The sequence below is a fragment of the Nocardioides islandensis genome (genome assembly GCF_015352455.1).
In the GTDB taxonomy this organism is placed as follows: domain Bacteria; phylum Actinomycetota; class Actinomycetes; order Propionibacteriales; family Nocardioidaceae; genus Nocardioides; species Nocardioides islandensis.
This window is the reverse complement of the sequence record NZ_JADKPN010000011.1, coordinates 25463-46788: the sequence shown is the minus strand read 5'-3', so window position 1 is coordinate 46788 and position 21326 is coordinate 25463. Positions and strand designations below refer to the sequence as shown.

At 71.5% G+C, this 21326-nt stretch carries 21 protein-coding genes; 12 read left to right on the top strand and 9 right to left on the bottom strand.

What is annotated here, in order from left to right; all coding sequences use genetic code 11:
* Window position 1 precedes the first annotated feature (1 nt).
* The 5 genes from ISU07_RS16775 to ISU07_RS16755 all read left to right on the top strand — a co-directional run bounded on the left by ISU07_RS16775 (window position 2) and on the right by ISU07_RS16755 (window position 4791).
* Window positions 2-1195 (top strand): NAD(P)-binding domain-containing protein, encoded by a 1194-nt coding sequence (locus tag ISU07_RS16775; protein ID WP_194707974.1) that lies wholly within the window; start codon window positions 2-4, stop codon window positions 1193-1195.
* Between the two features lie 9 nt (window positions 1196-1204).
* The gene (locus tag ISU07_RS16770; protein WP_323742666.1) at window positions 1205-1930 is read left to right on the top strand and encodes an ABC transporter ATP-binding protein; all 726 of its coding nucleotides are present in this window, start codon (window positions 1205-1207) and stop codon (window positions 1928-1930) included.
* Entirely contained in the window at window positions 1927-2703 is a 777-nt protein-coding gene (locus ISU07_RS16765) for an ABC transporter permease (RefSeq protein WP_194707973.1), read from the top strand. The genes ISU07_RS16770 and ISU07_RS16765 overlap by 4 nt, the downstream gene beginning before the upstream one ends.
* On the top strand, window positions 2694-3689 hold the full coding sequence (locus ISU07_RS16760) for a COX15/CtaA family protein (RefSeq protein WP_323742665.1): 996 nt from the start codon (window positions 2694-2696) through the stop codon (window positions 3687-3689). The genes ISU07_RS16765 and ISU07_RS16760 overlap by 10 nt, the downstream gene beginning before the upstream one ends.
* Window positions 3690-3852: 163 nt before the next feature.
* A complete protein-coding gene (locus tag ISU07_RS16755; protein ID WP_194707972.1) occupies window positions 3853-4791 on the top strand; it encodes a hypothetical protein in 939 nt (312 codons plus the stop codon).
* Here the strand turns inward: ISU07_RS16755 and ISU07_RS16750 are convergent.
* The gene (locus ISU07_RS16750; RefSeq protein ID WP_194707971.1) at window positions 4781-5734 is read right to left on the bottom strand and encodes a heme o synthase; all 954 of its coding nucleotides are present in this window, start codon (window positions 5732-5734) and stop codon (window positions 4781-4783) included. The genes ISU07_RS16755 and ISU07_RS16750 overlap by 11 nt on opposite strands.
* A 156-nt stretch (window positions 5735-5890) precedes the next feature.
* Here ISU07_RS16750 and tkt point away from each other — a divergent pair, with 156 nt between their 5' ends.
* The 7 genes from tkt (at window position 5891) to ISU07_RS16715 (ending at window position 14493) form a co-directional block, all read left to right on the top strand.
* A complete protein-coding gene (gene tkt / locus ISU07_RS16745; protein ID WP_323742664.1) occupies window positions 5891-8011 on the top strand; it encodes a transketolase in 2121 nt (706 codons plus the stop codon).
* 39 nt (window positions 8012-8050) lie between these two features.
* Window positions 8051-9157: a transaldolase gene (gene tal / locus ISU07_RS16740; RefSeq protein ID WP_194707969.1), complete on the top strand. Its 1107-nt coding sequence runs from the start codon at window positions 8051-8053 to the stop codon at window positions 9155-9157.
* Complete coding sequence (locus ISU07_RS16735; RefSeq protein ID WP_323742663.1) at window positions 9154-10812, top strand: glucose-6-phosphate isomerase; 1659 nt, start codon at window positions 9154-9156, stop codon at window positions 10810-10812. The genes tal and ISU07_RS16735 overlap by 4 nt, the downstream gene beginning before the upstream one ends.
* On the top strand, window positions 10809-12356 hold the full coding sequence (gene zwf / locus ISU07_RS16730; RefSeq protein ID WP_194707968.1) for a glucose-6-phosphate dehydrogenase: 1548 nt from the start codon (window positions 10809-10811) through the stop codon (window positions 12354-12356). The genes ISU07_RS16735 and zwf overlap by 4 nt, the downstream gene beginning before the upstream one ends.
* 13 nt (window positions 12357-12369) lie before the next feature.
* Complete coding sequence (locus ISU07_RS16725) at window positions 12370-13278, top strand: glucose-6-phosphate dehydrogenase assembly protein OpcA (RefSeq protein ID WP_194707967.1); 909 nt, start codon at window positions 12370-12372, stop codon at window positions 13276-13278.
* Window positions 13275-14021, top strand: coding sequence for a 6-phosphogluconolactonase (gene pgl, locus ISU07_RS16720; protein WP_194707966.1), 747 nt, complete (start codon window positions 13275-13277; stop codon window positions 14019-14021). The genes ISU07_RS16725 and pgl overlap by 4 nt, the downstream gene beginning before the upstream one ends.
* A gap of 97 nt (window positions 14022-14118) precedes the next feature.
* The gene (locus ISU07_RS16715) at window positions 14119-14493 is read left to right on the top strand and encodes a hypothetical protein (RefSeq protein ID WP_194707965.1); all 375 of its coding nucleotides are present in this window, start codon (window positions 14119-14121) and stop codon (window positions 14491-14493) included.
* 16 nt (window positions 14494-14509) lie between these two features.
* Here the strand turns inward: ISU07_RS16715 and ISU07_RS16710 are convergent, their stop codons facing one another.
* From ISU07_RS16710 to rapZ, 8 genes are all read right to left on the bottom strand, one after another.
* A complete protein-coding gene (locus tag ISU07_RS16710; protein ID WP_194707964.1) occupies window positions 14510-14869 on the bottom strand; it encodes an RNA polymerase-binding protein RbpA in 360 nt (119 codons plus the stop codon).
* A gap of 96 nt (window positions 14870-14965) precedes the next feature.
* Complete coding sequence (gene secG / locus ISU07_RS16705; RefSeq protein ID WP_194707963.1) at window positions 14966-15202, bottom strand: preprotein translocase subunit SecG; 237 nt, start codon at window positions 15200-15202, stop codon at window positions 14966-14968.
* Window positions 15203-15301: 99 nt separating this feature from the next.
* Window positions 15302-16090: a triose-phosphate isomerase gene (gene tpiA / locus ISU07_RS16700; protein WP_194707962.1), complete on the bottom strand. Its 789-nt coding sequence runs from the start codon at window positions 16088-16090 to the stop codon at window positions 15302-15304.
* A 5-nt stretch (window positions 16091-16095) separates the two neighbouring features.
* A complete protein-coding gene (locus ISU07_RS16695; RefSeq protein WP_194707961.1) occupies window positions 16096-17295 on the bottom strand; it encodes a phosphoglycerate kinase in 1200 nt (399 codons plus the stop codon).
* A 3-nt stretch (window positions 17296-17298) separates the two neighbouring features.
* The gene (gene gap, locus ISU07_RS16690; protein WP_194707960.1) at window positions 17299-18294 is read right to left on the bottom strand and encodes a type I glyceraldehyde-3-phosphate dehydrogenase; all 996 of its coding nucleotides are present in this window, start codon (window positions 18292-18294) and stop codon (window positions 17299-17301) included.
* Window positions 18295-18449: 155 nt separating this feature from the next.
* Complete coding sequence (gene whiA, locus ISU07_RS16685; protein WP_194707959.1) at window positions 18450-19436, bottom strand: DNA-binding protein WhiA; 987 nt, start codon at window positions 19434-19436, stop codon at window positions 18450-18452.
* Between the two features lie 54 nt (window positions 19437-19490).
* Window positions 19491-20441 carry a gluconeogenesis factor YvcK family protein gene (locus tag ISU07_RS16680; RefSeq protein WP_194707958.1) on the bottom strand — a complete coding sequence of 317 codons (951 nt, stop codon included), beginning with the start codon at window positions 20439-20441 and terminating at the stop codon, window positions 19491-19493.
* A gap of 1 nt (window position 20442) precedes the next feature.
* The gene (rapZ, locus tag ISU07_RS16675) at window positions 20443-21324 is read right to left on the bottom strand and encodes an RNase adapter RapZ (RefSeq protein WP_194707957.1); all 882 of its coding nucleotides are present in this window, start codon (window positions 21322-21324) and stop codon (window positions 20443-20445) included.
* Window positions 21325-21326 lie beyond the last annotated feature (2 nt).

The following is a 21326-nucleotide window of genomic DNA, read 5'->3' as shown; positions in this document are numbered from 1 at the left end:
GGTGAGCGTCGTCGTGGTCGGTGCCGGGCAGGCCGGGCTCTCGGTCAGTCGCGCGCTGCGCCTGTCAGGCGTCGAGCACGTGGTGCTGGAGGCGTCCGACGTCGGCGCGTCCTGGCGCGGTCGGTGGGACAGCTTCACCCTGGTGACGCCCAACTGGACCCTCGACCTGCCGGGTCACCCGTACGCCGGTGACGACCCCGAGGGACACGTCGCGCGGGACGAGATCGTCGCCTACCTCGAGGGGTTCGCACGGGACGCGGGACCGATCGAACGCGGTGTCGGCGTCGCGCGGCTGGGACCCGGCTCCTCGGGCGGGTTCGTGCTGGAGACGACCGACGGGCCGCGCGAGGCGGAGGTCGTGGTGGTCTGCACGGGCGCGTACCGGCGACCGCACCGCCCGGCCGTCGCGGCGACGTTCCCGGACGGGATCGCCGTGCTCGACGCCCTCGAGTACCGGAACCCCGACCAGCTCCCGAAGGGCCGGGTCCTCGTGGTCGGCAGCGGCCAGACGGGTGTGCAGCTGGCCGAGGAGCTGCAGCTCGCGGGGCGTGATCCGGTCATCTCGTGCGGCCGTTCTCCGTGGGTGCCGCGTCGCTGGCGTGACCTCGACATCGTCACCTGGATCGCGCGGACCGACTTCTTCGACGACACCCTGGCGTCGCTGCCGAGCCCGCAGGCGAGGCTGCTCGCCAACTTCCAGGCGACCGGCGCCCGCGGCGGGCACGACCTGCACGTCCGCGTGCTGCGGGACCTCGGCGTGACGCTGGCCGGTCACCTCGACCGCGTCGACGACCGGGCGGCGTACTTCGCCGACGACCTGGCCGCCTCGGTGGCCTTCGGGGACGCGCGGTACGACGACCTGCGCCGGCGGCTGCGCGACGCGTGCGGGGACGAGGCCGCTCTGCCCGAGCCCGAGCCGTTCCAGGCGTCGGCGCCGGCGTCGGTGGACCTGGGCGACTTCGGCACCGTGCTGTTCACCTCGGGCTACCGACCCGACCACCGGACGTGGGTGGACTTCCCGGTCTTCGACGACCTCGGCTTCCCGGTGGTGGCCGACGACCTCACCACAGCGGTGCCGGGCCTGTACTTCTGCGGCGTCCACTTCCTGCGCAAGCGTCAGTCGTCGTTGCTCTTCGGGGTCGGCGAGGACGCTGCGATCGTGGCCGAGTCCGTCGTCTCCAGGCTGGCTTCCTAGACTTCGGGCGTGTCCGTGCCCGCCGAGCCCGCCGTCGAGGTCCGCGGTCTCGTCATGCGCTACGGCGACGTGGTCGCCGTCGACGGGCTGGACCTGACGATCGAGCGCGGCACCATCACCGCGGTGCTCGGGCCGAACGGCGCCGGGAAGACGACGACGCTGGAGACGTGCGAGGGGTACCGGCGACCGCAAGCGGGCGTCGTACGGGTCCTCGGGCTGGATCCGGTGGCCTCGCGCCGGGACCTGCTGCCGCGGATCGGCGTGATGTTGCAGCAGGGCGGTGCGTGGGGCGGCGTGCACGCGATGGAGATGCTGCGGCACGTCGCGTCCCTGCACGCGCACCCGCTGGACGTGGAGCTGCTCGGCACCCGGCTGGGGCTCGGTGACTGCGGGCGGACGCCGTACCGGCGCCTCTCCGGCGGGCAGCAGCAGCGGCTGGGCCTGGCGATGGCGGTGGTCGGGCGACCGGAGCTGCTGTTCGTGGACGAGCCGACCGCGGGCATGGACCCGGCGGCGCGGCGGACGACGTGGGACCTGCTGCGGGAGCTGCGGGCGGCCGGCGTGACGGTGGTGCTGACGACGCACTACATCGAGGAGGCCGAGCGGCTGGCCGACCAGGTGCACATCATCGACCACGGCCGGCTGGTGCTGAGCGGGACGCCCGCCTTCCTGACCCACGGCGGGGCGCGACGGCTCGAGGACGTGTTCCTGGAGAAGACGGGAACGGTCCTGTGAGCGCGTTGGACTTCTCACCTCAGCCTGGCGCGGCTCCCCTGTCGTCGCAGGTGCGCGCGCAGGCCCGGATGGAGACACGGCTGCTGCTGCGCAACGGCGAGCAGCTGCTGCTGGCCGTGGTGATCCCGGTGCTGGTGCTGATCGGCGGCGTCGTCGGTCTGACGCACGTCGACCTCTCGCTCACGCACCGGCCGGTCGACGAGCTGACGCCCGGGGTGCTGGCGCTGGCGATCATGTCGTCGGCGTTCACGTCGGTGGCCATCGCGACGGGGTTCGAGCGACGGTACGGCGTGCTCAAGCGGCTCGGCGCCTCTCCTCTGCCGCGGTCCGGCCTGCTGGCGGGGAAGGTGGTCGCGCTGCTGGTCGTCGAGGTGCTCCAGGTCGTCCTGGTGTCCCTGGTCGGGCTGGTGCTCGGGTGGTCGCCCTCCTGGTCGGTGGCCGGTTGCCTCGGCTTCGTCCTGGCGCTCGTGCTCGGGACCGCCTCCTTCGCCTCGCTCGGGCTGTTCCTCGCGGGCACGTTGCGCGCCGAGGCCACGCTGGCCGTGGCCAACCTCGTGTACCTGCTGCTGCTCGCCGGCGGGGCCGTCGTGCTGCCCAGCTCGTCGTACGGCGCGTTCGGGTCGGTCGCCCGGTGGCTGCCCTCCGGGGCGCTCGGCGACGCCATGCGGGCCGCGTTCCTCGACGGCGCGGTCGCCTGGTCGTCGCTGCCGTGCCTGGTGGGGTGGGCTCTCGTGGGCGGGTACCTGACGGCGCGGACCTTCTCGTGGGAGTGATCGTCGGCGCCCTCCGATCGCTGGCCGACCGGCTGGCCGACTGGCTGGGCGCCCGGCTGTGGCCGCTGGCCTGGGCCACGCTGGTGGCCAACGTCGTGCTGGTCGTGACCGGCGGCGCCGTACGCCTCACCGGATCCGGCCTCGGCTGCCCGACCTGGCCGCGCTGCACGGACTCGTCGTTCACCCCGCACGGCAGCCTCGGCGTCCACGGAGCCATCGAGTTCGGCAACCGGATGCTCACCGGCGCACTGGTGGTGATCGCGGTGGCGACGTTCGTGGCCGCGTGGGTCTCGCTGCGACGCGACGTACGGGTCCTGGCGTTCCTGATCGCGCTGGGGATCCCGGCGCAGATCATCATCGGCGGCTTCACGGTCCTCAGCGACCTGAACCCGTGGGTCGTGTCGTTCCACCTGCTCTGCTCGCTGGCGATCATCGGGCTGTCGGTGGTGTTCCTGCACCGGCTCTCCGGCTTCGGCCCCGGACCTTCGCCCGGCCCGCTCCGGACCCTGGCCTGGCTGGCCTTCGCGGCGGCCTGGGTGGTGCTGTACCTCGGTACGGTCGTCACCGGGTCGGGCCCGCACGCCGGCGACGCGGACGCCGCCCGCAACGGCCTCGACCCGCTCCAGGTCAGCCAGCTGCACGCGGACTTCGTCTTCCTCTTCCTCGGGCTGTGCGTGGGTCTGTACCTCGCGGTCCGGCTCGCCGGCCGGTCGACCCTTCCGCTGCGCGTGCTGCTCGTCGTGATCGTGCTCCAGGGTGCCGTCGGGTTCGTGCAGTACTTCACCGACCTCCCCGTCATCCTGGTCGCCTTCCACATGCTCGGGGCCGCGCTCGTCTCGGCGTCGGTGACCTGGGTGCTGGTGTCGGTGCTGGAGCCCGTGGCTACGGGGCGTGCGGCCCGGGGCAGCGGTGAGCCTGGCACCGCTTCGGAGCCCGGGACGGTGCCACACTCACCGCCACTGGGGGCCGACGCCGGGCAGCGGTGAGCCTGGCACCGCTTGGAAACCCCGGACGGTGCCACACTCACCGCCGCTGGGGGCCGTCGCCGGGGACCCGCGGGCCATCAACAGCGGATTCTCGCGCTGGGCTGATCCACAGGTACGCCGTCGGCGCCGGCACCAGGCCTCGAGATCGAGTGGCATCGGGGCCGTGCCCGATCTCCCTCCCGAGCTGCTGTCGGGGCCCTTCACGCTGGCCCGGTCACGCGAGCTGGGCCTCACGCGCCGGGTCCTGGCGCGCCACTTCCGGCGACTCCACCACGGGGTCTGGGTGCACCGCGACCACGTGATGACCCACGACGACCGGCTGGTCGCGGCGCGGCTGGCTCTGCCCACCCGCGCCCGGTTGACCGGCATCACCCGCCTCCAGGAGCTGGGCCTCCCCTTCGGGCCGAGGTACCCGCTGCGGTTCGTCATCCAGGGCGACCACCACCTCGACATCGATGACGTGTTCCTCCACCGCACCAAACGCCTTCCGCCGACCGACGACGTGGGGGTCACCCCGCCGGCGGCGTACATCGCGTACTGCGCCAGAGCCCGGGTCATCGATGCGATCAAGGTCGGCGACTGGTTGCTGCGCCACAAGCACATGACTGTCGAGGAGGTCCGCAAGCTCGCGCTCACCGAGCTCTGGCGACCGGGCGCCCAGGAAGCCAACTGGGTGCTGGACCATCTCGACGGCCGCGCGAGGTCGCTGCCCGAGTCCGAGGTGCGAGCCCTCCTGGTGGCTGCCGGGCTCCCGAAGCCCCGCCTCAACGTCGCCGTCGACGACGAAGCTCAGGTGATCTGCGACCTCGTCTACGAGAAGTACAAGACGGTCGTCGAGCACGAGGGGTCCCAGCACCAGGAGGACCGCACCCAGTACACCCTCGACCTCGGCCGCTACGCCTGGATGAGACGCAACGACGTCGAGTACGTCCAGTCGACCCACGAGAAGCTGACCCACCCGCGCTCGCTGGTCGGCGAGGTGTACGTCGTGCTGGGCGGCCGCGGGTACCTCGGGCCGCCGCCGGACTTCGGGCAGAGCTGGCGACGGCTCTTCACGAGCCTGAGCGCGGCCGTCGGCCGCGAGTACCGCGTCAGCGGGTGATCAGCGGGTCCAGCGCGACGGCGACGAAGAGCAGCGAGAGGTACAGGTTCGAGGAGTGGAAGAGCTCCATCGGCCGGATGACCGAGAGCTCCTCCGTCCCTTCCGTACGCCGCCACATCAGCACGGCCTGCGCGAGGAAGACGGCGCCGAGCACCGAGGCGGCCAGCGGGTACAGCCAGCCGGTCGAGGCGACCGGCCACAGCAGCAGGGAGACGAGCACCATCGCCACGGAGTAGAGGACGATCTGCCGGCCGACGACGTGCGCCGACGCGACGACCGGCAGCATCGGGACGTCGACGCCGGCGTAGTCCTCCCGGTAGCGCAGGGCCAGCGCCCAGGTGTGCGGCGGCGTCCAGAAGAAGACGACGAGGAACAGGACCACCGGCGCCCACGAGAGTGAGCCGGTGACGGCGGTCCAGCCGATCAGGGCCGGGAAGCAGCCGGCGAGGCCGCCCCAGACGATGTTCTGGGTCGTCCGCCGCTTGAGGATCATCGTGTAGACGACGAGGTAGAACGCCTCGGCGGCCAGGGCGAGGACCGCCGAGAGCAGGTTCACCCAGACCAGCAGGACCACGGTCGCCAGCACCCCGAGGGCCACCCCGAAGACCGACGCGGCCAGCGGGGAGACGATGTGGCGCGGCAGGGCACGACGACGGGTGCGGCGCATCTGCTCGTCGATGTCGCGGTCGTAGACGCAGTTCAGTGCGGACGCCGAGCCCGCCGACAGCGTGCCGCCGACGACCGTCGCGACCACCAGACCGAGGGGTGGGACACCTCGCGCGGCGAAGAACATGACCGGCACCGTCGTGAGCAGCAACAGCTCGATGACGCGCGGCTTGGTGAGGCCGACGTACGCCGCCACGACGTCGCGCCAGGTGGCCGGCGGCGCCGCCGTGGCCGGAGACCCGGCAGCAGCCTCGACGGGCTGCTCGACGTGGGTCACGGGGCTCCTTGAGGTCGACGCTGCTGGACGCGTCTCGGCGGGGTGGCGGCGGGGTCGAGTCTAGACCCGGGCATGAGTAGGCTCGGAAAGGCCCGAGCGGGTACTCCCCAGGGTCGGCGCACCGCCGATGACCTGGGCAGATGGGGAAGGAACCACGTGGCGAAGCTGGACTGGAACGAGACCGACGACCAAGCCGTGGACACCGTCCGGGTGCTGGCCATGGACGCGGTGCAGAAGGTCGGCAACGGCCACCCGGGCACCGCGATGAGTCTGGCCCCCGCGGCGTACCTCCTGTTCCAGAAGGTGATGCGCCACGACCCGTCCGACCCGCACTGGCCGGGGCGTGACCGGTTCGTGCTGTCGTGCGGCCACTCGAGCGTGACGCTGTACATCCAGCTGTTCCTCGGCGGCTGGGGCCTCGAGCTCGAGGACCTCAAGTCCCTCCGCACCTGGGGCAGCAAGACGCCGGGCCACCCGGAGTACGGCCACACCGCCGGCGTGGAGACCACCACCGGTCCCCTGGGCCAGGGCGTCGGCAACGCGGTCGGCATGGCGATGGCCGCCCGCCGCGAGCACGGCCTGCTGGACCCGAACGCCGCCCTGGGCGACTCGCCGTTCGACCACTTCGTCTACGCACTGGCGAGCGACGGCGACCTCGAGGAGGGCGTCAGCAGCGAGGCGTCGTCGATCGCCGGCACCCAGCAGCTCGGCAACCTGATCCTGATCTACGACGACAACAAGATCTCGATCGAGGACAACACCGACATCGCGTTCAACGAGGACGTCACCCAGAGGTACGAGGCCTACGGCTGGCACGTGCAGACCGTCGACTGGACCCACGGCGGCGGCACCTACCGCGAGGACGTCCCGGCCCTCCACGAGGCGATCCTCGAGGCGCAGCGGGTCACCGACAAGCCGAGCTTCATCCAGCTCCGCACGATCATCGGCTGGCCGGCCCCCAACCTCCAGAACACCTTCAAGGCCCACGGCAACGCCCTCGGCCCCGACGAGGTCGCGGCCACCAAGAAGATCCTCGGCTGGGACCCCGACCAGACCTTCGAGGTCCCGCTCGCGGTCATCGAGCACACCCGCAAGGCCATCGAGCGCGGCCAGGCCGCGCGCGCCGAGTGGCAGACCGCGTTCGACGCATGGGCGCGCAAGCCGTCGGCGGACGTCGAGCTCTTCGAGCGGCTCCAGACGCGCACGCTGCCCCGCGGCTGGACCGACAAGATCCCGAGCTTCCCCGCCGACGAGAAGGGCATGGCCACCCGCAAGGCCAGCGGGGCGGTCATCAACGCGATCGCCGGCGAGATCCCCGAGCTGTGGGGCGGGTCGGCCGACCTGGCCGAGTCCAACAACACCACGATCGAGGGGGCGCCGTCGTTCATCCCCGGCGACCGCTCGACGAAGCTCTGGAAGGGCGACCCGCTCCAGGGTCGCGTGCTGCACTTCGGCATCCGCGAGCACGCCATGGGCGCGATCATGAACGGCATCGCCGTCCACGGCGGCACCCGCGTCTTCGGCGGCACGTTCCTGACGTTCTCCGACTACATGCGCGGGGCGGTCCGGCTGGCCTCGATCATGCAGCTGCCGGTGACCTACGTGTGGACCCACGACTCCATCGGCCTCGGCGAGGACGGCCCGACGCACCAGCCGATCGAGCACCTGGCCGCGCTGCGCGCGATCCCGGGTCTCGACGTGGTCCGGCCCGCTGACGCCAACGAGACCGCGGCGTGCTGGCAGGCGATCCTCGAGCACAACGACCGGCCGGCCGGCTTGGCCCTCACCCGTCAGAACGTCCCGACCTTCCCGCGCGGCGAGGAGGGCTTCAACGACACCGGCGACGTCGCCAAGGGCGGGTACGTCCTGATCGACGCTCCCTCCCTAGAAGCGGGTGACGGACAGGACACTTCTTGGCCGGACGTGATCCTCATCGGGACCGGCTCCGAGGTCCAGCTCGCCGTCGAGGCGCGCACCCTGCTGGCGGAGAAGGGGGTCCGGGCGCGGGTCGTCTCGATGCCCTGCCGCGAGTGGTACGACGAGCAGGACGCGTCGTACCGCGAGACCGTCATCCCGCCGACCGTGAAGGCCCGCGTCTCCGTCGAGGCCGGCGTGGCGCAGGGCTGGCGCGAGGTCGTCGGCGACCACGGTCGCATCGTGTCCATCGACCACTACGGCGCGTCCGCCGACTTCGCCCGCATCTTCCGCGAGTTCGGGGTCACGGCCCAGGCCGTCGCCGACGCGGCGGAGGACAGCATCCGGGTCGCCACCGGCTGACCCGCCACACACCCGCCCCATCTCAGGAGGGATCCACCCATGACCGACCGCCTACAGACGCTCAGCGACGCCGGAGTCTCCATCTGGCTCGACGACCTCTCGCGCGAGCGCATCGAGAGCGGCAACCTGACCGACCTGGTCAAGGACCGCCACGTCGTCGGCGTCACCACCAACCCCACGATCTTCGCCGCTGCGCTGGCCGACGGCGAGCGGTACGACGACCAGGTCCGCAAGCTCGCCGCCGAGGGTTCCGACGTGTCGAAGGCGACCTTCGAGCTGACTACCGAGGACGTCCGCAACGCCTGCGACATCATGCGGCCGACGTACGACGCGGACCACAAGGACGGCCGGGTGTCCATCGAGGTCGACCCGTTCCTCGCCCACGACACCGACGGCACCGTCAAGTCCGCCCAGGACCTCTGGCACGCGGTCGACCGGCCCAACGTGCTCATCAAGATCCCGGCCACCGACGAGGGCCTGCCCGCCATCCGCCGGGCGACCGCGGAAGGCATCAGCGTCAACGTCACGCTGATCTTCAGCCTCGACCGCTACCGGAAGGTGATGGACGCCTACCTCTCCGGTCTCGAGGACGCCAAGGTAGCCGGCATCGACCTCTCCACCATCCACTCGGTGGCGTCCTTCTTCGTCTCGCGCGTGGACACCGAGGTCGACAAGCGGCTCGACGCGATCGGCACCGACGAGGCCGACGCGCTGCGCGGGGAGGCGGCCGTCGCCAACGCGCGGCTGGCCTACGCGGCGTACGAGCAGGTCTTCTCCGGTGACCGCTGGCAGGCACTGACCGACGCCGGTGCCCACGCGCAGCGACCGCTGTGGGCGTCGACCGGGGTCAAGGACGAGCGCTACCCCGACACCAAGTACGTCACCGACCTGGTCGTCGCCGACACCGTCAACACGATGCCGGAGAAGACGCTGGAGGCGTTCGCCGACCACGGCGAGGTCGAGGGGGACGCCGTCAGCGGCAAGGCGCAGGAGGCCGAGCAGGTCTTCGCGCGGCTCGAGTCGGTGGGCGTCGACTTCGACGACGTGCTGCTCGTGCTCGAGAGGGAAGGCGTGGAGAAGTTCGAGAAGTCCTGGCAGGAGCTCGTCGACACGATCGAGGGGCAGCTCGAGAAGGCCCGTTCGTGACCGAGGCCCCAGCCGGCACCGCCTGGAACACCGTCGCCGGCCACCCGTTCGAGCTCTTCTTCGGCTACCGCGACCAGGCGGCGTTCGCGTCCCAGGTGCAGCAGCTGGTGGCCGACCGGTTCGCCAGCCGGATGGCGGCGAGGGACCACACGCTGTGGGGGCCGGCCGCCGAGGACGAGTCAGCCAAGCGCCTGGGCTGGGTGGACCTGTCGACGACCAGCAGGCCGCTGGTCGCCGAGATCACCGCGCTGCGCGACCAGCTGCACGGCCAGGGCCTGACCCGCGTCGTGCTCTGCGGCATGGGCGGCTCGTCGCTGGCGCCCGAGGTCATCTGCGGAGCGGCCGGCGTCGAGCTCGACGTGCTCGACTCCTCCGATCCGGACTTCGTGCGCACCGCCATCGACCACGACCTCGCCCACACGGTCGTGGTCGTCTCGTCGAAGTCCGGCGGCACGGTGGAGACCGACAGCCAGCGCCGCGCGTACGAGAAGGCCTTCGCCGACGCCGGCATCGACGCCCGCGAGCGCATCGTCGTGGTCACCGACCCCGGCTCGCCGCTCGACTCCTCGGCCACCGAGGCCGGCTACCGCGTGTTCCGCGCCGACCCGTCGGTCGGTGGGCGCTTCTCGGCGTTGACGGCGTTCGGGCTGGTCCCGAGCGGCCTCGCCGGTGCCGACATCGGCGCGCTGCTCGACGAGGCCGAGTCGATCCGGCCGGCGCTCGCCGAGGACTCGGTCGACAACCCGGGACTGCGGCTCGGCGCGCTGCTCGGTGTCGCCAACCTGCACGGCGTCGACAAGCTCGTGCTCTGCAACGCCGACGCGCCGTACGCCGGGTTCGGCGACTGGGCCGAGCAGCTGATCGCCGAGTCGACCGGCAAGGACGGCAAGGGCGTGCTCCCCGTCATCGTCGAGTCCCCGACCTCCCCGAACTTCTCCCCCAGCTCAGCGGACGAGGTGCTGGGCAGCTTCGGCCCCGGCTGGTTGTTCGACGACGTCCGCACCAAGTCCGGGTGGGGCGTGAGCGTGGACGCCCCGCTCGGCGCGCAGATGCTGCTGTGGGAGGTCGCCACCGCGGTGTGCGGCGCGATCATCGGCATCAACCCGTTCGACCAGCCGGACGTCGAGAGCGCCAAGGCCGCCTCGCGCGGGCTGCTCGAGGGCGGCGGCGCCCAGCCCGAGCCGGTCTTCTCCGACGGCGCGGTCACGGTCTACGCCTCGCCGGGGTGGCTCGGCACCGAGGTCACCACGGTCCACGACGCGATCACCGAGCTGCTGGCCGGGCTGGACCCGACGCACGGGTACGTCGCGGTGCAGGCCTACCTCGACCGGCACCGGGACGGGGCGCTGGCCGGCGTCCGCGCCACCATCGCGGAGGCCACGGAGCGGCCGGTCACGTTCGGGTGGGGACCACGGTTCCTGCACTCGACCGGGCAGTACCACAAGGGCGGGCCCGGCACCGGCGTCTACCTCCAGGTCACCAGCCAGCCCGAGCGCGACCTCGCGGTGCCCGACCGGCCGTTCACCTTCCACGAGTTCCTCATCGCTCAGGCGGTGGGCGACGGTCAGGTGCTGGCCGAGAAGGGGCGTCCCGTGCTGCGGCTGCACCTCGACAGCCCGGCCGACCTGGACGCCGTACGCCAGGCGCTGCAGTGACCCAGACGAACGGCACTGCGAGCTGGACCAACCCCCTCCGCGACCCCGAGGACCGCCGGCTCCCGCGTATCGCCGGCCCGTGCGGCATGGTGCTGTTCGGCGTGACCGGCGACCTGTCGCGCAAGAAGATCATGCCGGCGATCTACGACCTGGCCAACCGCGGGCTGCTGCCGCCCGGGTTCAGCCTGGTCGGCTACGCGCGCCGGGACTGGAACAACCAGGACTTCGCGCAGATCGTGCACGACTCCGTCAAGGAGCATGCGCGCACCGAGTTCCGCGAGGAGGTGTGGAAGCAGCTCTCCGAGGGGTTCCGCTTCGTGCCGGGCGAGTTCGACGACGACATCGCGTTCGGCACCCTGGCCCACACCCTCGACGAGCTCGACATCGTGCGGGGCACCGGAGGAAACCACGCGTTCTACCTGGCGATCCCGCCTGGCTTCTTCGGCCAGGTCGTCCAGCAGCTCAAGGAGCACGGCATGGTCGACTCCCAGCCGGGGTCGTGGCGCCGCGTCGTCGTGGAGAAGCCGTTCGGCCACGACCTGGAGTCTGCCAAGCAGCTCCAGGCCGTCCTCAACGACGCCTTCCCGTCGGGGTCGATCTTCCGGATCGACCACTACCTCGGGAAGGAGACGGTGCAGAACATCCTGGCGATGCGCTTCGCCAACGAGATGTTCGAGCCGATCTGGAACGCCAACTACGTCGACCACGTGCAGATCACGATGGCCGAGGACATCGGGATCGGCGGCCGGGCCGGCTACTACGACGGCATCGGCGCGGCCCGCGACGTGATCCAGAACCACCTCCTCCAGCTGATGGCCCTGGTGGCCATGGAGGAGCCGATCTCGTTCGACGCCGAGAACCTGCGCGCCGAGAAGCTCAAGGTGCTGCGCAGCATCACGGTGCCGCACCGGCTGGACCTGACCACCGCGCGCGGACAGTACGCCGAGGGGTGGTCCGGCGGGGTCAAGGTCAACGGCTTCCTCCAGGAGGACGGCATCAAGCCGCGTTCGACGACCGAGACGTACGCCGCGGTGACCCTGCACGTCGACAACCGCCGCTGGGCCGGCGTGCCGTTCTACCTGCGCACGGGCAAGCGGCTGGGCCGGCGGGTGACCGAGGTCGCGATCGTGTTCAAGCCCGCGCCGCACCTGCCGTTCGCGGCCAGCGCGACCGAGGAGCTCACCCGCAACGCGCTGGTGATCCGGGTGCAACCCGACGAGGGCACCACCCTGCGCTTCGGCGCCAAGGTGCCCGGCACCGCCATGGAGATCCGCGACGTGAACATGGACTTCGCGTACGGCGGGTCCTTCGTGGAGGCCAGCCCGGAGGCCTACGAGCGGCTGATCCTCGACGTGCTGCTCGGCGACCCGCCGCTCTTCCCGCACCACGAGGAGGTCGAGCAGTCGTGGACGATCCTCGACCCGATCCTCGACTACTGGGAGCGCAAGGGGCACCGGCCCGAGCAGTACCCGTCCGGCGGCTGGGGCCCGTCCTCGGCCAACGCGATGCTCAAGCGTGACGGACGTACCTGGAGGCGACCGTGAGGGACCCCGAGAAATGATCGAGCTGACCGACACCAACTCCTCCGAGATCGCCGCGGCCTTCGTCCGGGACCGGATCCGCGCCGGGAGCCCGGCGATGGGCATGGTGCTCACCCTCATCGTGGTCGTCGAGGACGAGGAGGCCGAGGAGGCGATGGCGTGCGCTCGTGCCGCGTCGAAGGAGCATCCGGCCCGCGTGCTGGGCGTGATCCTCGGCGACGGCCGCGGCGCTCCCCAGGTGCACGCGCAGGTCGGCATCGGCCAGGGCTGGACCGGCGAGACCGCCATGATCTGGTTGCGCGGCGAGGTGGTGAAGCACCCCGACTCGGTGGTCCTCCCGCTGCTCCTGCCCGACTCCCCTGTGGCCGTCTGGTGGGCCGGCAACGCCCCGATGGACCCCGCACACGACCCGCTCGGGGCGCTGGCCCAGCGCCGCATCACCGACGCCGCCGCTGTCACGCGTGGCAAGCAGAAGGCGATGCACACGCTGTGCGCGGCATACTCCCCCGGCAACACCGACCTCGCCTGGACGCGGCTCACGCCCTGGCGGGCGCTGCTGGCCTCGGCCCTGGACCAGTACGAGCTGCCCGTCACCTCGGCCGTCGTCACCGCCGAGCGGATCAGCCCGTCGGCGGACCTGATGGCCGTGTGGCTGCGGGAGCGGCTCAAGGTACGGGTCGAGCGGAAGAGCTCGAAGGGTCCGGGCATCACCGAGATCGTGCTGGAGACCAAGAAGGGCCCGATCCGGATCACCCGGCTCGACGGCAAGCTGGCCACCATCTCCTCTCCCGAGCGCCCGGACCGGCCGATCGCGCTGAAGCGCTTGGAGATCCCGGCGCTGCTGGCCGAGGAGCTGCGGCGGCTCGACGAGGACAACGTGTACGCCGACGTGGCCAAGGCGTTCGCCAAGAAGAGTCTCTCGTGACCGGCTCCACGGAGCGGCCGGCCCCGCGCGTCGAGGTGCACGTGGACGCCGCCGACCTGGCCACGTCGGTGGCCGGCGAGCTGATCGCGCGGCTCGAGGACGCGCAGGCGCGTGGCGAGGAGCCGCAGATCGGGCTCACCGGCGGCAGCATCGCCGAGCACGTCCACCGTGAGCTCGGCCGGATGGGCCCGTCGTCCGAGGTCGACTGGGGCCGGGTCGTCCTCTGGTGGGGCGACGAGCGGTTCGTGGCTGCCGACTCCCCCGACCGCAACGTGGGCCAGGCCATGGCGGCGTTCGACGGCCGGCTGGCGTTCGACCCGGCCAAGGTGCACGCGATCGCGTCGAGCGACGACGCGGGTTCGGTGGACGAGGCCGCCGCGGCGTACTCCGCCCTCCTGCGTGCCGAGGGGGCCGGGTTCTTCGAGGTCCTGATGCTCGGCGTCGGCCCGGACGGCCATGTCGCCTCGCTGTTCCCGGGCTCGTCACAGCTCGACGCCACCGACGCCATCGCCGTCGGCGTCACCGACTCCCCCAAACCGCCGCCGGAGCGGGTCACCCTGACCTACGAGGCCATGGACCACTGTCGCGCGGTCTGGTTCCTCGTCAGCGGGGAGGAGAAGGCCGACGCGGTCGCCCGGGCCCTCGCCGAGGGCACGGACAAGCACGACATCCCCGCCGTCGGCGTCAGCGGCGAGGCCGAGACCATCTGGTTCCTCGACCGGGCCTCGGCGTCGGCGCTCTAGGCAGGCCCCTCGACCCACCAGGACAGGCACACCGACCCTGGTGGGGCGGCACTCCCCGGCCGACGATGGAACGAGAGCCCAGAAGGGAGGCACTGCCATGCAGTGGGACCTGGGACTTCAGGGATTGGCGGTACTCGCACTGATCTCGGTCGGCTTCGGCGTGCTCGCCGGGCTGCTCGTCGGAGCCGGCTGGGCCCGACGGCTGTGGGCGGTGGCGATCACCACCGTGGCGTGCTTCGGCGTCGGGATGCTCACCAGTGAAGGTGTGTTCGGCTGGGCCACCGAGGAGGATCTCCAGCCCAACGTCGACGGACTGTCACGCGATGAGGTGCTGCTGTCCAGCCTGCTGACCACAGCCGCGGTCGTGCTGGTGATGCGGTACGTCGCGCGCCGGACTCAGGAGCCGACCCCTCACGGCGGCCGGCATGCGGACGACCGTCGTCGCCGCGGACACCCCGTCGGCCACGCGTGACCCGAGCGCCAGGAGCTCAGAAGACGATGTCCCCGGACTTGCGGCGCGAGCGCAGCAGGGAGAGGGCCTCTTCGAGGATGTCCTTGGCCTCGGCGTCGGAGCGGCGCTCCTTCACGTAGGCGAGGTGCGTCTTGTAGGGCTCGATCCGAGGTGCCGGGGGCGGGTTGTCGGAGTCGAGGGACGCAGGGAGGCCGCACTTGGGGCAGTCCCACGAGTCGGGTACCTGCGCCTCGATGGCGAAGGTGACCACGGACCGGTGCCCGTGCGAGCAGAAGTAAGTGACGGCCTGCCGAGGCGCGGCTTCGCCCCGCTCGGCTTCACCCATGGGACCCGCCCCGACTCGGGACCCACGGATTGCGTTTCCACCACCAGCCACTGTTGGTGACCCCTTTGCTTGTTCAGTTGACGCTCTCGGTGTGGCCCTCGGCCCCCGCAGGCCTGAGTTCGTACAGGTGTTGCGTCAGTCCGGCCGTCAGTTCTGGTACGCCAGGATCAGCCCGAGCGCGACGATGCAGGCGAACCAGATCACGCCGATGCCGATGGTGATCCGGTCGAGGTTCTTCTCCGCCACCGAGGATCCGCCGAGAGAGCTCGAGACACCGCCACCGAACATGTCGGAGAGACCTCCGCCGCGACCTTTGTGCAGCAGGATCAGGCCGATCATGAAGATGCTGGTGAGCACGAGCAGGATGGTGAAGACGATCGTCACAAGCAGAAAGCCTACGTCACAGGTGGGTCACGGCCCGCAACCGCACCACCGGTCCAGACCGCGGACCTCCACCGTCAACGAGGTGACGCGAGGCAGGGGTCAGAGGACCGGCATGTCGTAGAAGCGGCAGATCCCGCCGAACTCGTCGGCCTGGAGGCTGGCTCCGCCCACCAGGCACCCGTCGACGTCGGCCTTCTCCATGATCCCCGCGACGTTGGCGGCCTTGACCGAGCCGCCGTACAGGACGCGTACGGCGTCCGCGGCCGCGTCGCCGTGCACCTCGCGGATGCGCGCGCGGATCGCCGCGCAGACCTCCTGCGCGTCGTCGGGGGTGGCCACCTCGCCGGTGCCGATCGCCCACACGGGCTCGTAGGCGACGACCAGCCCGCCGACCTGCTCGGCGCTGAACCCGGCCAACGAGCCGTCCAGCTGGGCCAGCGTGTAGGACACCTGGTCCCCGGCCTGCCGGATCGGCAGCGGCTCGCCGACGCAGACGATCGGCGTCATGCCGCCGGCCAGCGCGGCCTTCGCCTTGGCGTTGACCAGCTCGTCGGACTCCTGGTGGTACTCGCGCCGTTCGCTGTGCCCGACCACCACGTAGCTGCAGCCCAGCTTGGCCAGCATCGAGGCGGAGATCTCGCCGGTGTAGGCGCCGCCGTCGTGCGCGGACACGTCCTGCGCGCCGTACCCGATCGACAGCTGGTCGCCGTCCACGAGCGTCTGCACCGACCGGATGTCGGTGAACGGCGGGAGGACGACCACCTCGGCCTTCGCGTAGTCGTGCTTCTTGTCGTTGAGCGTCCAGGCGAGCTTCTGCACCAGGACCACGGCCTCCTGGTGGTTGAGGTTGCTCTTCCAGTTGCCGGCCATCAGGGGCGTGCGGGGCATGCGGTCTACCTTTCGAGTACGGCGATCCCCGGGAGCTCCTTGCCCTCCAGGAACTCCAGGCTGGCGCCACCGCCGGTCGAGATGTGACCGAAGGCGGACTCGTCGAAGCCGAGCTGGCGGACGGCCGCGGCGGAGTCCCCGCCACCGACCACGGACAGGCCGGGCACCTCGGTGAGGGCCTGGGCGACGGCACGGGTGCCCTCGGCGAAGGCCGGGGTCTCGAAGACGCCCATCGGACCGTTCCAGAACACGGTCTGCGCGTCGGACAGGGCCGCGGCGAAGGCCTTCCCGGACTCCGGCCCGATGTCCAGGCCGAGGCTGTCGGCCGGGATCTGGTCGGCGGGCACGACGCGGGGGTGCGGCTCGCGGTCCCCGGACGGGAACTCGGTGTCGACGACCACGTCGGTCGGCAGCAGGATCTCGACGCCCGACTCCTCGGCGCGCTCCAGGTAGGACCGGCAGGTGTCGAGCTGGTCCTCCTCCAGGAGGCTCTTGCCGACCTCGTGGCCCTGCGCCTTGAGGAACGTGAACACCATGCCGCCGCCGATGAGCAGCTTGTCGGCCTTGCCCAGCAGGTTGTCGATGACGCCGAGCTTGTCGGACACCTTCGAGCCGCCGAGCACCACGACGTACGGCCGGGCGGGGTCGACCGTCAGCCGGCGCAGCACGTCGATCTCGGCGGCCACCAGGCCACCCATCGCGTGCGGCAGGCGCAGGGCGACGTCGTACACGCTGGCCTGCTTGCGGTGCACGACGCCGAACCCGTCGGAGACGAACGCGTCGGCCAGCTGGGCCAGCTGCCCGGCGAACGCCGAACGCACCTCGTCGTCCTTGCTGGTCTCGCCGCCGTTGAAGCGGACGTTCTCGAGGACGGCGACCTGGCCGTCCTCGAGCGCGGCCACGGTCTCCTGGGCGCTCTCCCCCACCGTGTCCGTGGCGAAGGCGACGTCCTGACCGAGCAGCTCGCCGAGCCGCTCGGCCACCGGGCGCAGGGAGTACTTCGGGTCGGGCTCACCCTTGGGCCGGCCGAGGTGGGCGACCACGACGACGCGCGCGCCCTTGTCGGTCAGGGCCTTGATCGTCGGCACGCTGGCCTTGATGCGCCCCTCGTCGGTGATGGTGTCCCCGTCGAGGGGCACGTTCAGGTCCGAGCGGACCAGGACCCGCTGGCCACGCACGTCACCCAGGTCGTCGATGCCGGACATGCGTCAGAGCGACGATCCGACGTGGGTGATCAGGTCGGCGAGCCGGTTGGAGTAGCCCCACTCGTTGTCGTACCAGCCGATGACCTTCACCTGGTTGCCGATGACCTTGGTCAGCGGGGAGTCGAAGATGCACGACGCCGGGTCGGTGACGATGTCCGAGGACACGATCGGGTCGACGGAGTACTTGAGGAAACGACCGTCGGCGACCTTCTCGACCGCGGCGTTGACCTCCTCGACACTGGTCTCACGGCCGGCCTCGAAGGTGAGGTCGGTGGCGGAGCCGGTGGGCACGGGCACCCGCAGGGCGAACCCGTCGAGCTTGCCCTTGAGCTCGGGCAGCACCAGGCCGATCGCCTTCGCGGCGCCGGTCGAGGTCGGCACGATGTTGAGCGCCGCGGCGCGGGCGCGACGCAGGTCCTTGTGGATGTTGTCCTGGAGGTTCTGGTCGGCGGTGTAGGCGTGGATGGTGGTCATCAGGCCCTTGACGATGCCGAACTCGTCGTTGAGGGCCTTGGCCATCGGGGCCAGGCAGTTCGTCGTGCACGACGCGTTGGAGATGACCGTGTGCTTCTCCGGGTCGTACAGCTCGTGGTTGACGCCCATCACGATCGTGATGTCCTCGTTGGAGGCGGGCGCGGAGATGATGACCTTCTTGGCGCCGGCGTCCACGTGGGCCTTCGCTTTGGTGCCGTCGGTGAAGAAGCCGGTGGACTCGACGACCACGTCGACCCCGAGGTCGCCCCACTTGAGCTGGCTGGGGTCGCGCTCGGCGTACGCCGCGATCTCCTGGTCACCGACGTTGATCGTGGTGTCGGTCGACGAGACGTCGGCGTCGAGGCGGCCGAGGATCGAGTCGTACTTCAGCAGGTGGGCGAGCGTCTTGTTGTCGGTGAGGTCGTTGACCCCGACGATCTCGATGTCGGCGCCGGACGCACGCACGGCGCGGAAGAAGTTGCGGCCGATCCGGCCGAAGCCGTTGATGCCTACGCGAACTGTCACTGGTTGCTCCTTGGGTCGGTGTCGCGGGCGTTCGGTCACCCGCCGGACTGAAGGTCACGGGTGTTCAGTCACCCGCCGTTCGAGCCTAGCGGGACGCCACCCGGGGACGCCCGGCCGTCCGCCGTACGTCCGGGTAACTTGCGGGAATCGGGTGCTCAGGCCTCGTCGGCCAGCATCTCGGGCGTCAGCGAGGACTCGGTGTCCGGGATGCCGAGCTCCTCGGCGCGCTTGTCGGCCATGGCCAGCAGCCGCCGGATCCGCCCGGCGATGGCGTCCTTGGTGAGCACCGGGTCGTGCAGCTGGCCGAGCTCCTCGAGCGAGGCCTGCTTGTGCTTGAGCCGCAGGTCGCCGGCGAGCCGCAGGTGGTCAGGTACGTCGTCGGCCAGGATCTCCAGGGCCCGCTCGACGCGTGCCCCGGCGGCCACCGCGGCACGGGCGGAGCGCCGCAGGTTGGCGTCGTCGAAGTTGGCCAGCCGGTTGGCGGTCGCGCGCACCTCGCGGCGCATCCGCCGCTCCTCCCAGGCCATCAGCGACTCGTGTGCGCCGAGGCGGGTGAGCAGCTCGCCGATGGCGTCGCCGTCGCGGATGACGACGCGGTCGACGCCGCGTACCTCGCGCGCCTTGGCCTGGATGCCGAGCCGGCGGGCCACGCCGACGAGGGCCAGAGCGGCCTCGGGGCCGGGGCAGGTGACCTCGAGCGAGGACGAGCGGCCGGGCTCGGTGAGCGAGCCGTGGGCGAGGAAGGCCCCGCGCCAGGCGGCGACCGCGTCGCAGCCGCCGCCGGAGACGACGGCCGGCGGCAGGCCGCGGACCGGGCGCCCGCGCTGGTCGAGGAGGCCGGTCTGGCGGGCCAGCGCCTCGCCCTCCTTGACGACGCGGACGAGGTACCGCGAGCCCTTGCGGATCCCGTTGCCCTGGACCATCGCGAACTCCGCCTGGTGGCCGTAGACCTCGGCGATGTCGTTGCGCAGCCGCCGGGCCGCGGCGCCGGTGTCCAGCTCGGCCTCCACCACGATCTTCCCGGCGACGATGTGCAGGCCCCCGGCGAACCGGAGCATCGTGGCCACCTCGGCCTTGCGACAACAGGTCTTGGTGATCTGGGTGTTGGCGAGCTCCGCCTTCACCTGTCCGGTCATCGCCATGCCGCGAATCCTGCCACGCGCGTCAATCACCCCAACGGCGCAGGGGATCTGGGGTCAGTCGTCGGAGATGACCGCGTCGTACGCCGCCGCGAGCTTGACCGGGTCGTGGCGGGCCGACCCGTCGCTGGCCGCGATGTCGGCCAGCACCAGCCGGGCGCCGGCCTCCTTGACCGCGGTCTCCAGGGAACCCGGGTCGCGCACGCTCCGCACGTCGGCCAGCACGGTGTGCACCCGCAGGTCGGGCGCGTGCTCGAGCAGCGCGGCCAGGTGGTCGGCGGGCGCGAAGCCGGGGGTCTCGCCGTCCTGCGGCGCCAGGTTGAGGACCACGATGACCTTGCCCCGGGTGTCGACGACGGCCCGGCAGAGGTCGGGGACGAGCAGGTGCGGGATGACGGAGGTGTACCAGGAGCCCGGCCCGAGCACGACCCAGTCGGCGGCGCGGACGGCCAGCACGGCCTCCGGGCAGGGGGCCGGGTCGGGCGGGTCGAGGGCCACCGACTGGATGGTGCCCTCGCTGGTCGCGACCTCGACCTGACCGCGCACGGTCGTCACCTCGTCCGGGGCCGCCGGGTCGACGCCGCGGATCTGCGCCGTCATCACCAGTGGGGTGAGCGCCATCGGCAGCACCCGGCCCGACGCCCCGAGCAGCCGGCCCACCCAGTCGAGGGCGGCCACGTGGTCGCCGAGCTGTTCCCACAGCGACACGATCAGCAGGTTGCCCACGACGTGGCCGCGCATGTCACCGTGGCCGGCGAACCGGTGCTGGAGCACGTCGGCCCACGTCTGGCCCCACTCGTCGTCGCCGCACAGCGCGGCCAGCGCCATCCGCAGGTCGCCCGGCGGCAGCACGCCGAACTCCTCGCGCAGGCGCCCCGACGAGCCGCCGTCGTCGGCCACCGTCACGACTGCCGTCAGGTCGTCGACGACCCGCCGCAGCGCCGAGAGGGAGGCGTGCAGGCCGTGCCCGCCGCCCAGGGCGACGACCGCGGCACCGGCTGGGGGCACCTCACTCCCGCCCGAGGTCGCGGTGGACGGTCGAGACGTCGTACCCGGCGTCGCTCAGGCGCCGGGTGATCTCCTGGGCCATCGCCACGCTGCGGTGCTTGCCGCCGGTGCACCCGATCGCGATCGTCATGAAGCGCTTGCCCTCGGCGAGGTAGCCCATCGCCACCCCTTCGAGGACCGGGAGGTACGCCGCGAGGAACTGGATCGCGCCGGGCTGGCCCTTCACGTAGTCGGCCACGTCGGGGTCCAGGCCGCTCTTGGGGCGCAGCTTGGGCTGCCAGTGCGGGTTGGGCAGGAAGCGCATGTCGGCCACGAAGTCGGCGTCGGCGGGGATGCCGTACTTGAAGCCGAAGCTGATCACGTTGATCTGCAGGCGGGTGGCGTCCGGGTCGCCGAACGACTCGCGGATCCGTGAGGTCAGCTGGTGGACGTTGAGGTTCGAGGTGTCGATGACCAGGTCCGCGTCGCTGCGCAGGTCGGCCAGCACGGCCCGCTCCCGCTGGAGGCCGTCGAGCAGCCGGCCGCTCCCCTGGAGCGGGTGGGGACGGCGCGCGGCCTCCTGGCGGCGTACGAGGACGTCGTCGGTGGCGTCGAGGAACAGCAGCGTGGTGTGCCGGCCGGTGGCGCCGTGGGCGAGGTTCGCGTGGAGCGACTCGAAGAACGAGCCGGACCGGACGTCGACGACGACCGCGATGCGCTGCTCGGGGCCGCTGCTCTCGTCGACCAGCCGCACGATCTCGCGGAGCAGGCCCGGGGGCAGGTTGTCGACGACGAAGAAGCCGAGGTCCTCCAGCTCCTTGGCCGCGGTGCTGCGACCGGCGCCGGTCATGCCGGTGACGACGACGAGCTCGCCGGCCTCGAACTCGATCACGGAGGAGGACATGG

Excerpts from the sequence above, each read along its gene's own strand:
- tal (WP_194707969.1), top strand. The coding sequence starts at position 8,051 with ATGACCGACCGCCTACAGACGCTCAGCGACGCCGGAGTCTCCATCTGG.
- ISU07_RS16725 (WP_194707967.1), top strand. The coding sequence starts at position 12,370 with ATGATCGAGCTGACCGACACCAACTCCTCCGAGATCGCCGCGGCCTTC.
- ISU07_RS16715 (WP_194707965.1), top strand. The coding sequence starts at position 14,119 with ATGCAGTGGGACCTGGGACTTCAGGGATTGGCGGTACTCGCACTGATC.
- tpiA (WP_194707962.1), bottom strand. The coding sequence starts at position 16,090 with ATGCCCCGCACGCCCCTGATGGCCGGCAACTGGAAGAGCAACCTCAAC.
- ISU07_RS16695 (WP_194707961.1), bottom strand. The coding sequence starts at position 17,295 with ATGTCCGGCATCGACGACCTGGGTGACGTGCGTGGCCAGCGGGTCCTG.
- whiA (WP_194707959.1), bottom strand. The coding sequence starts at position 19,436 with ATGGCGATGACCGGACAGGTGAAGGCGGAGCTCGCCAACACCCAGATC.
- rapZ (WP_194707957.1), bottom strand. The coding sequence starts at position 21,324 with ATGTCCTCCTCCGTGATCGAGTTCGAGGCCGGCGAGCTCGTCGTCGTC.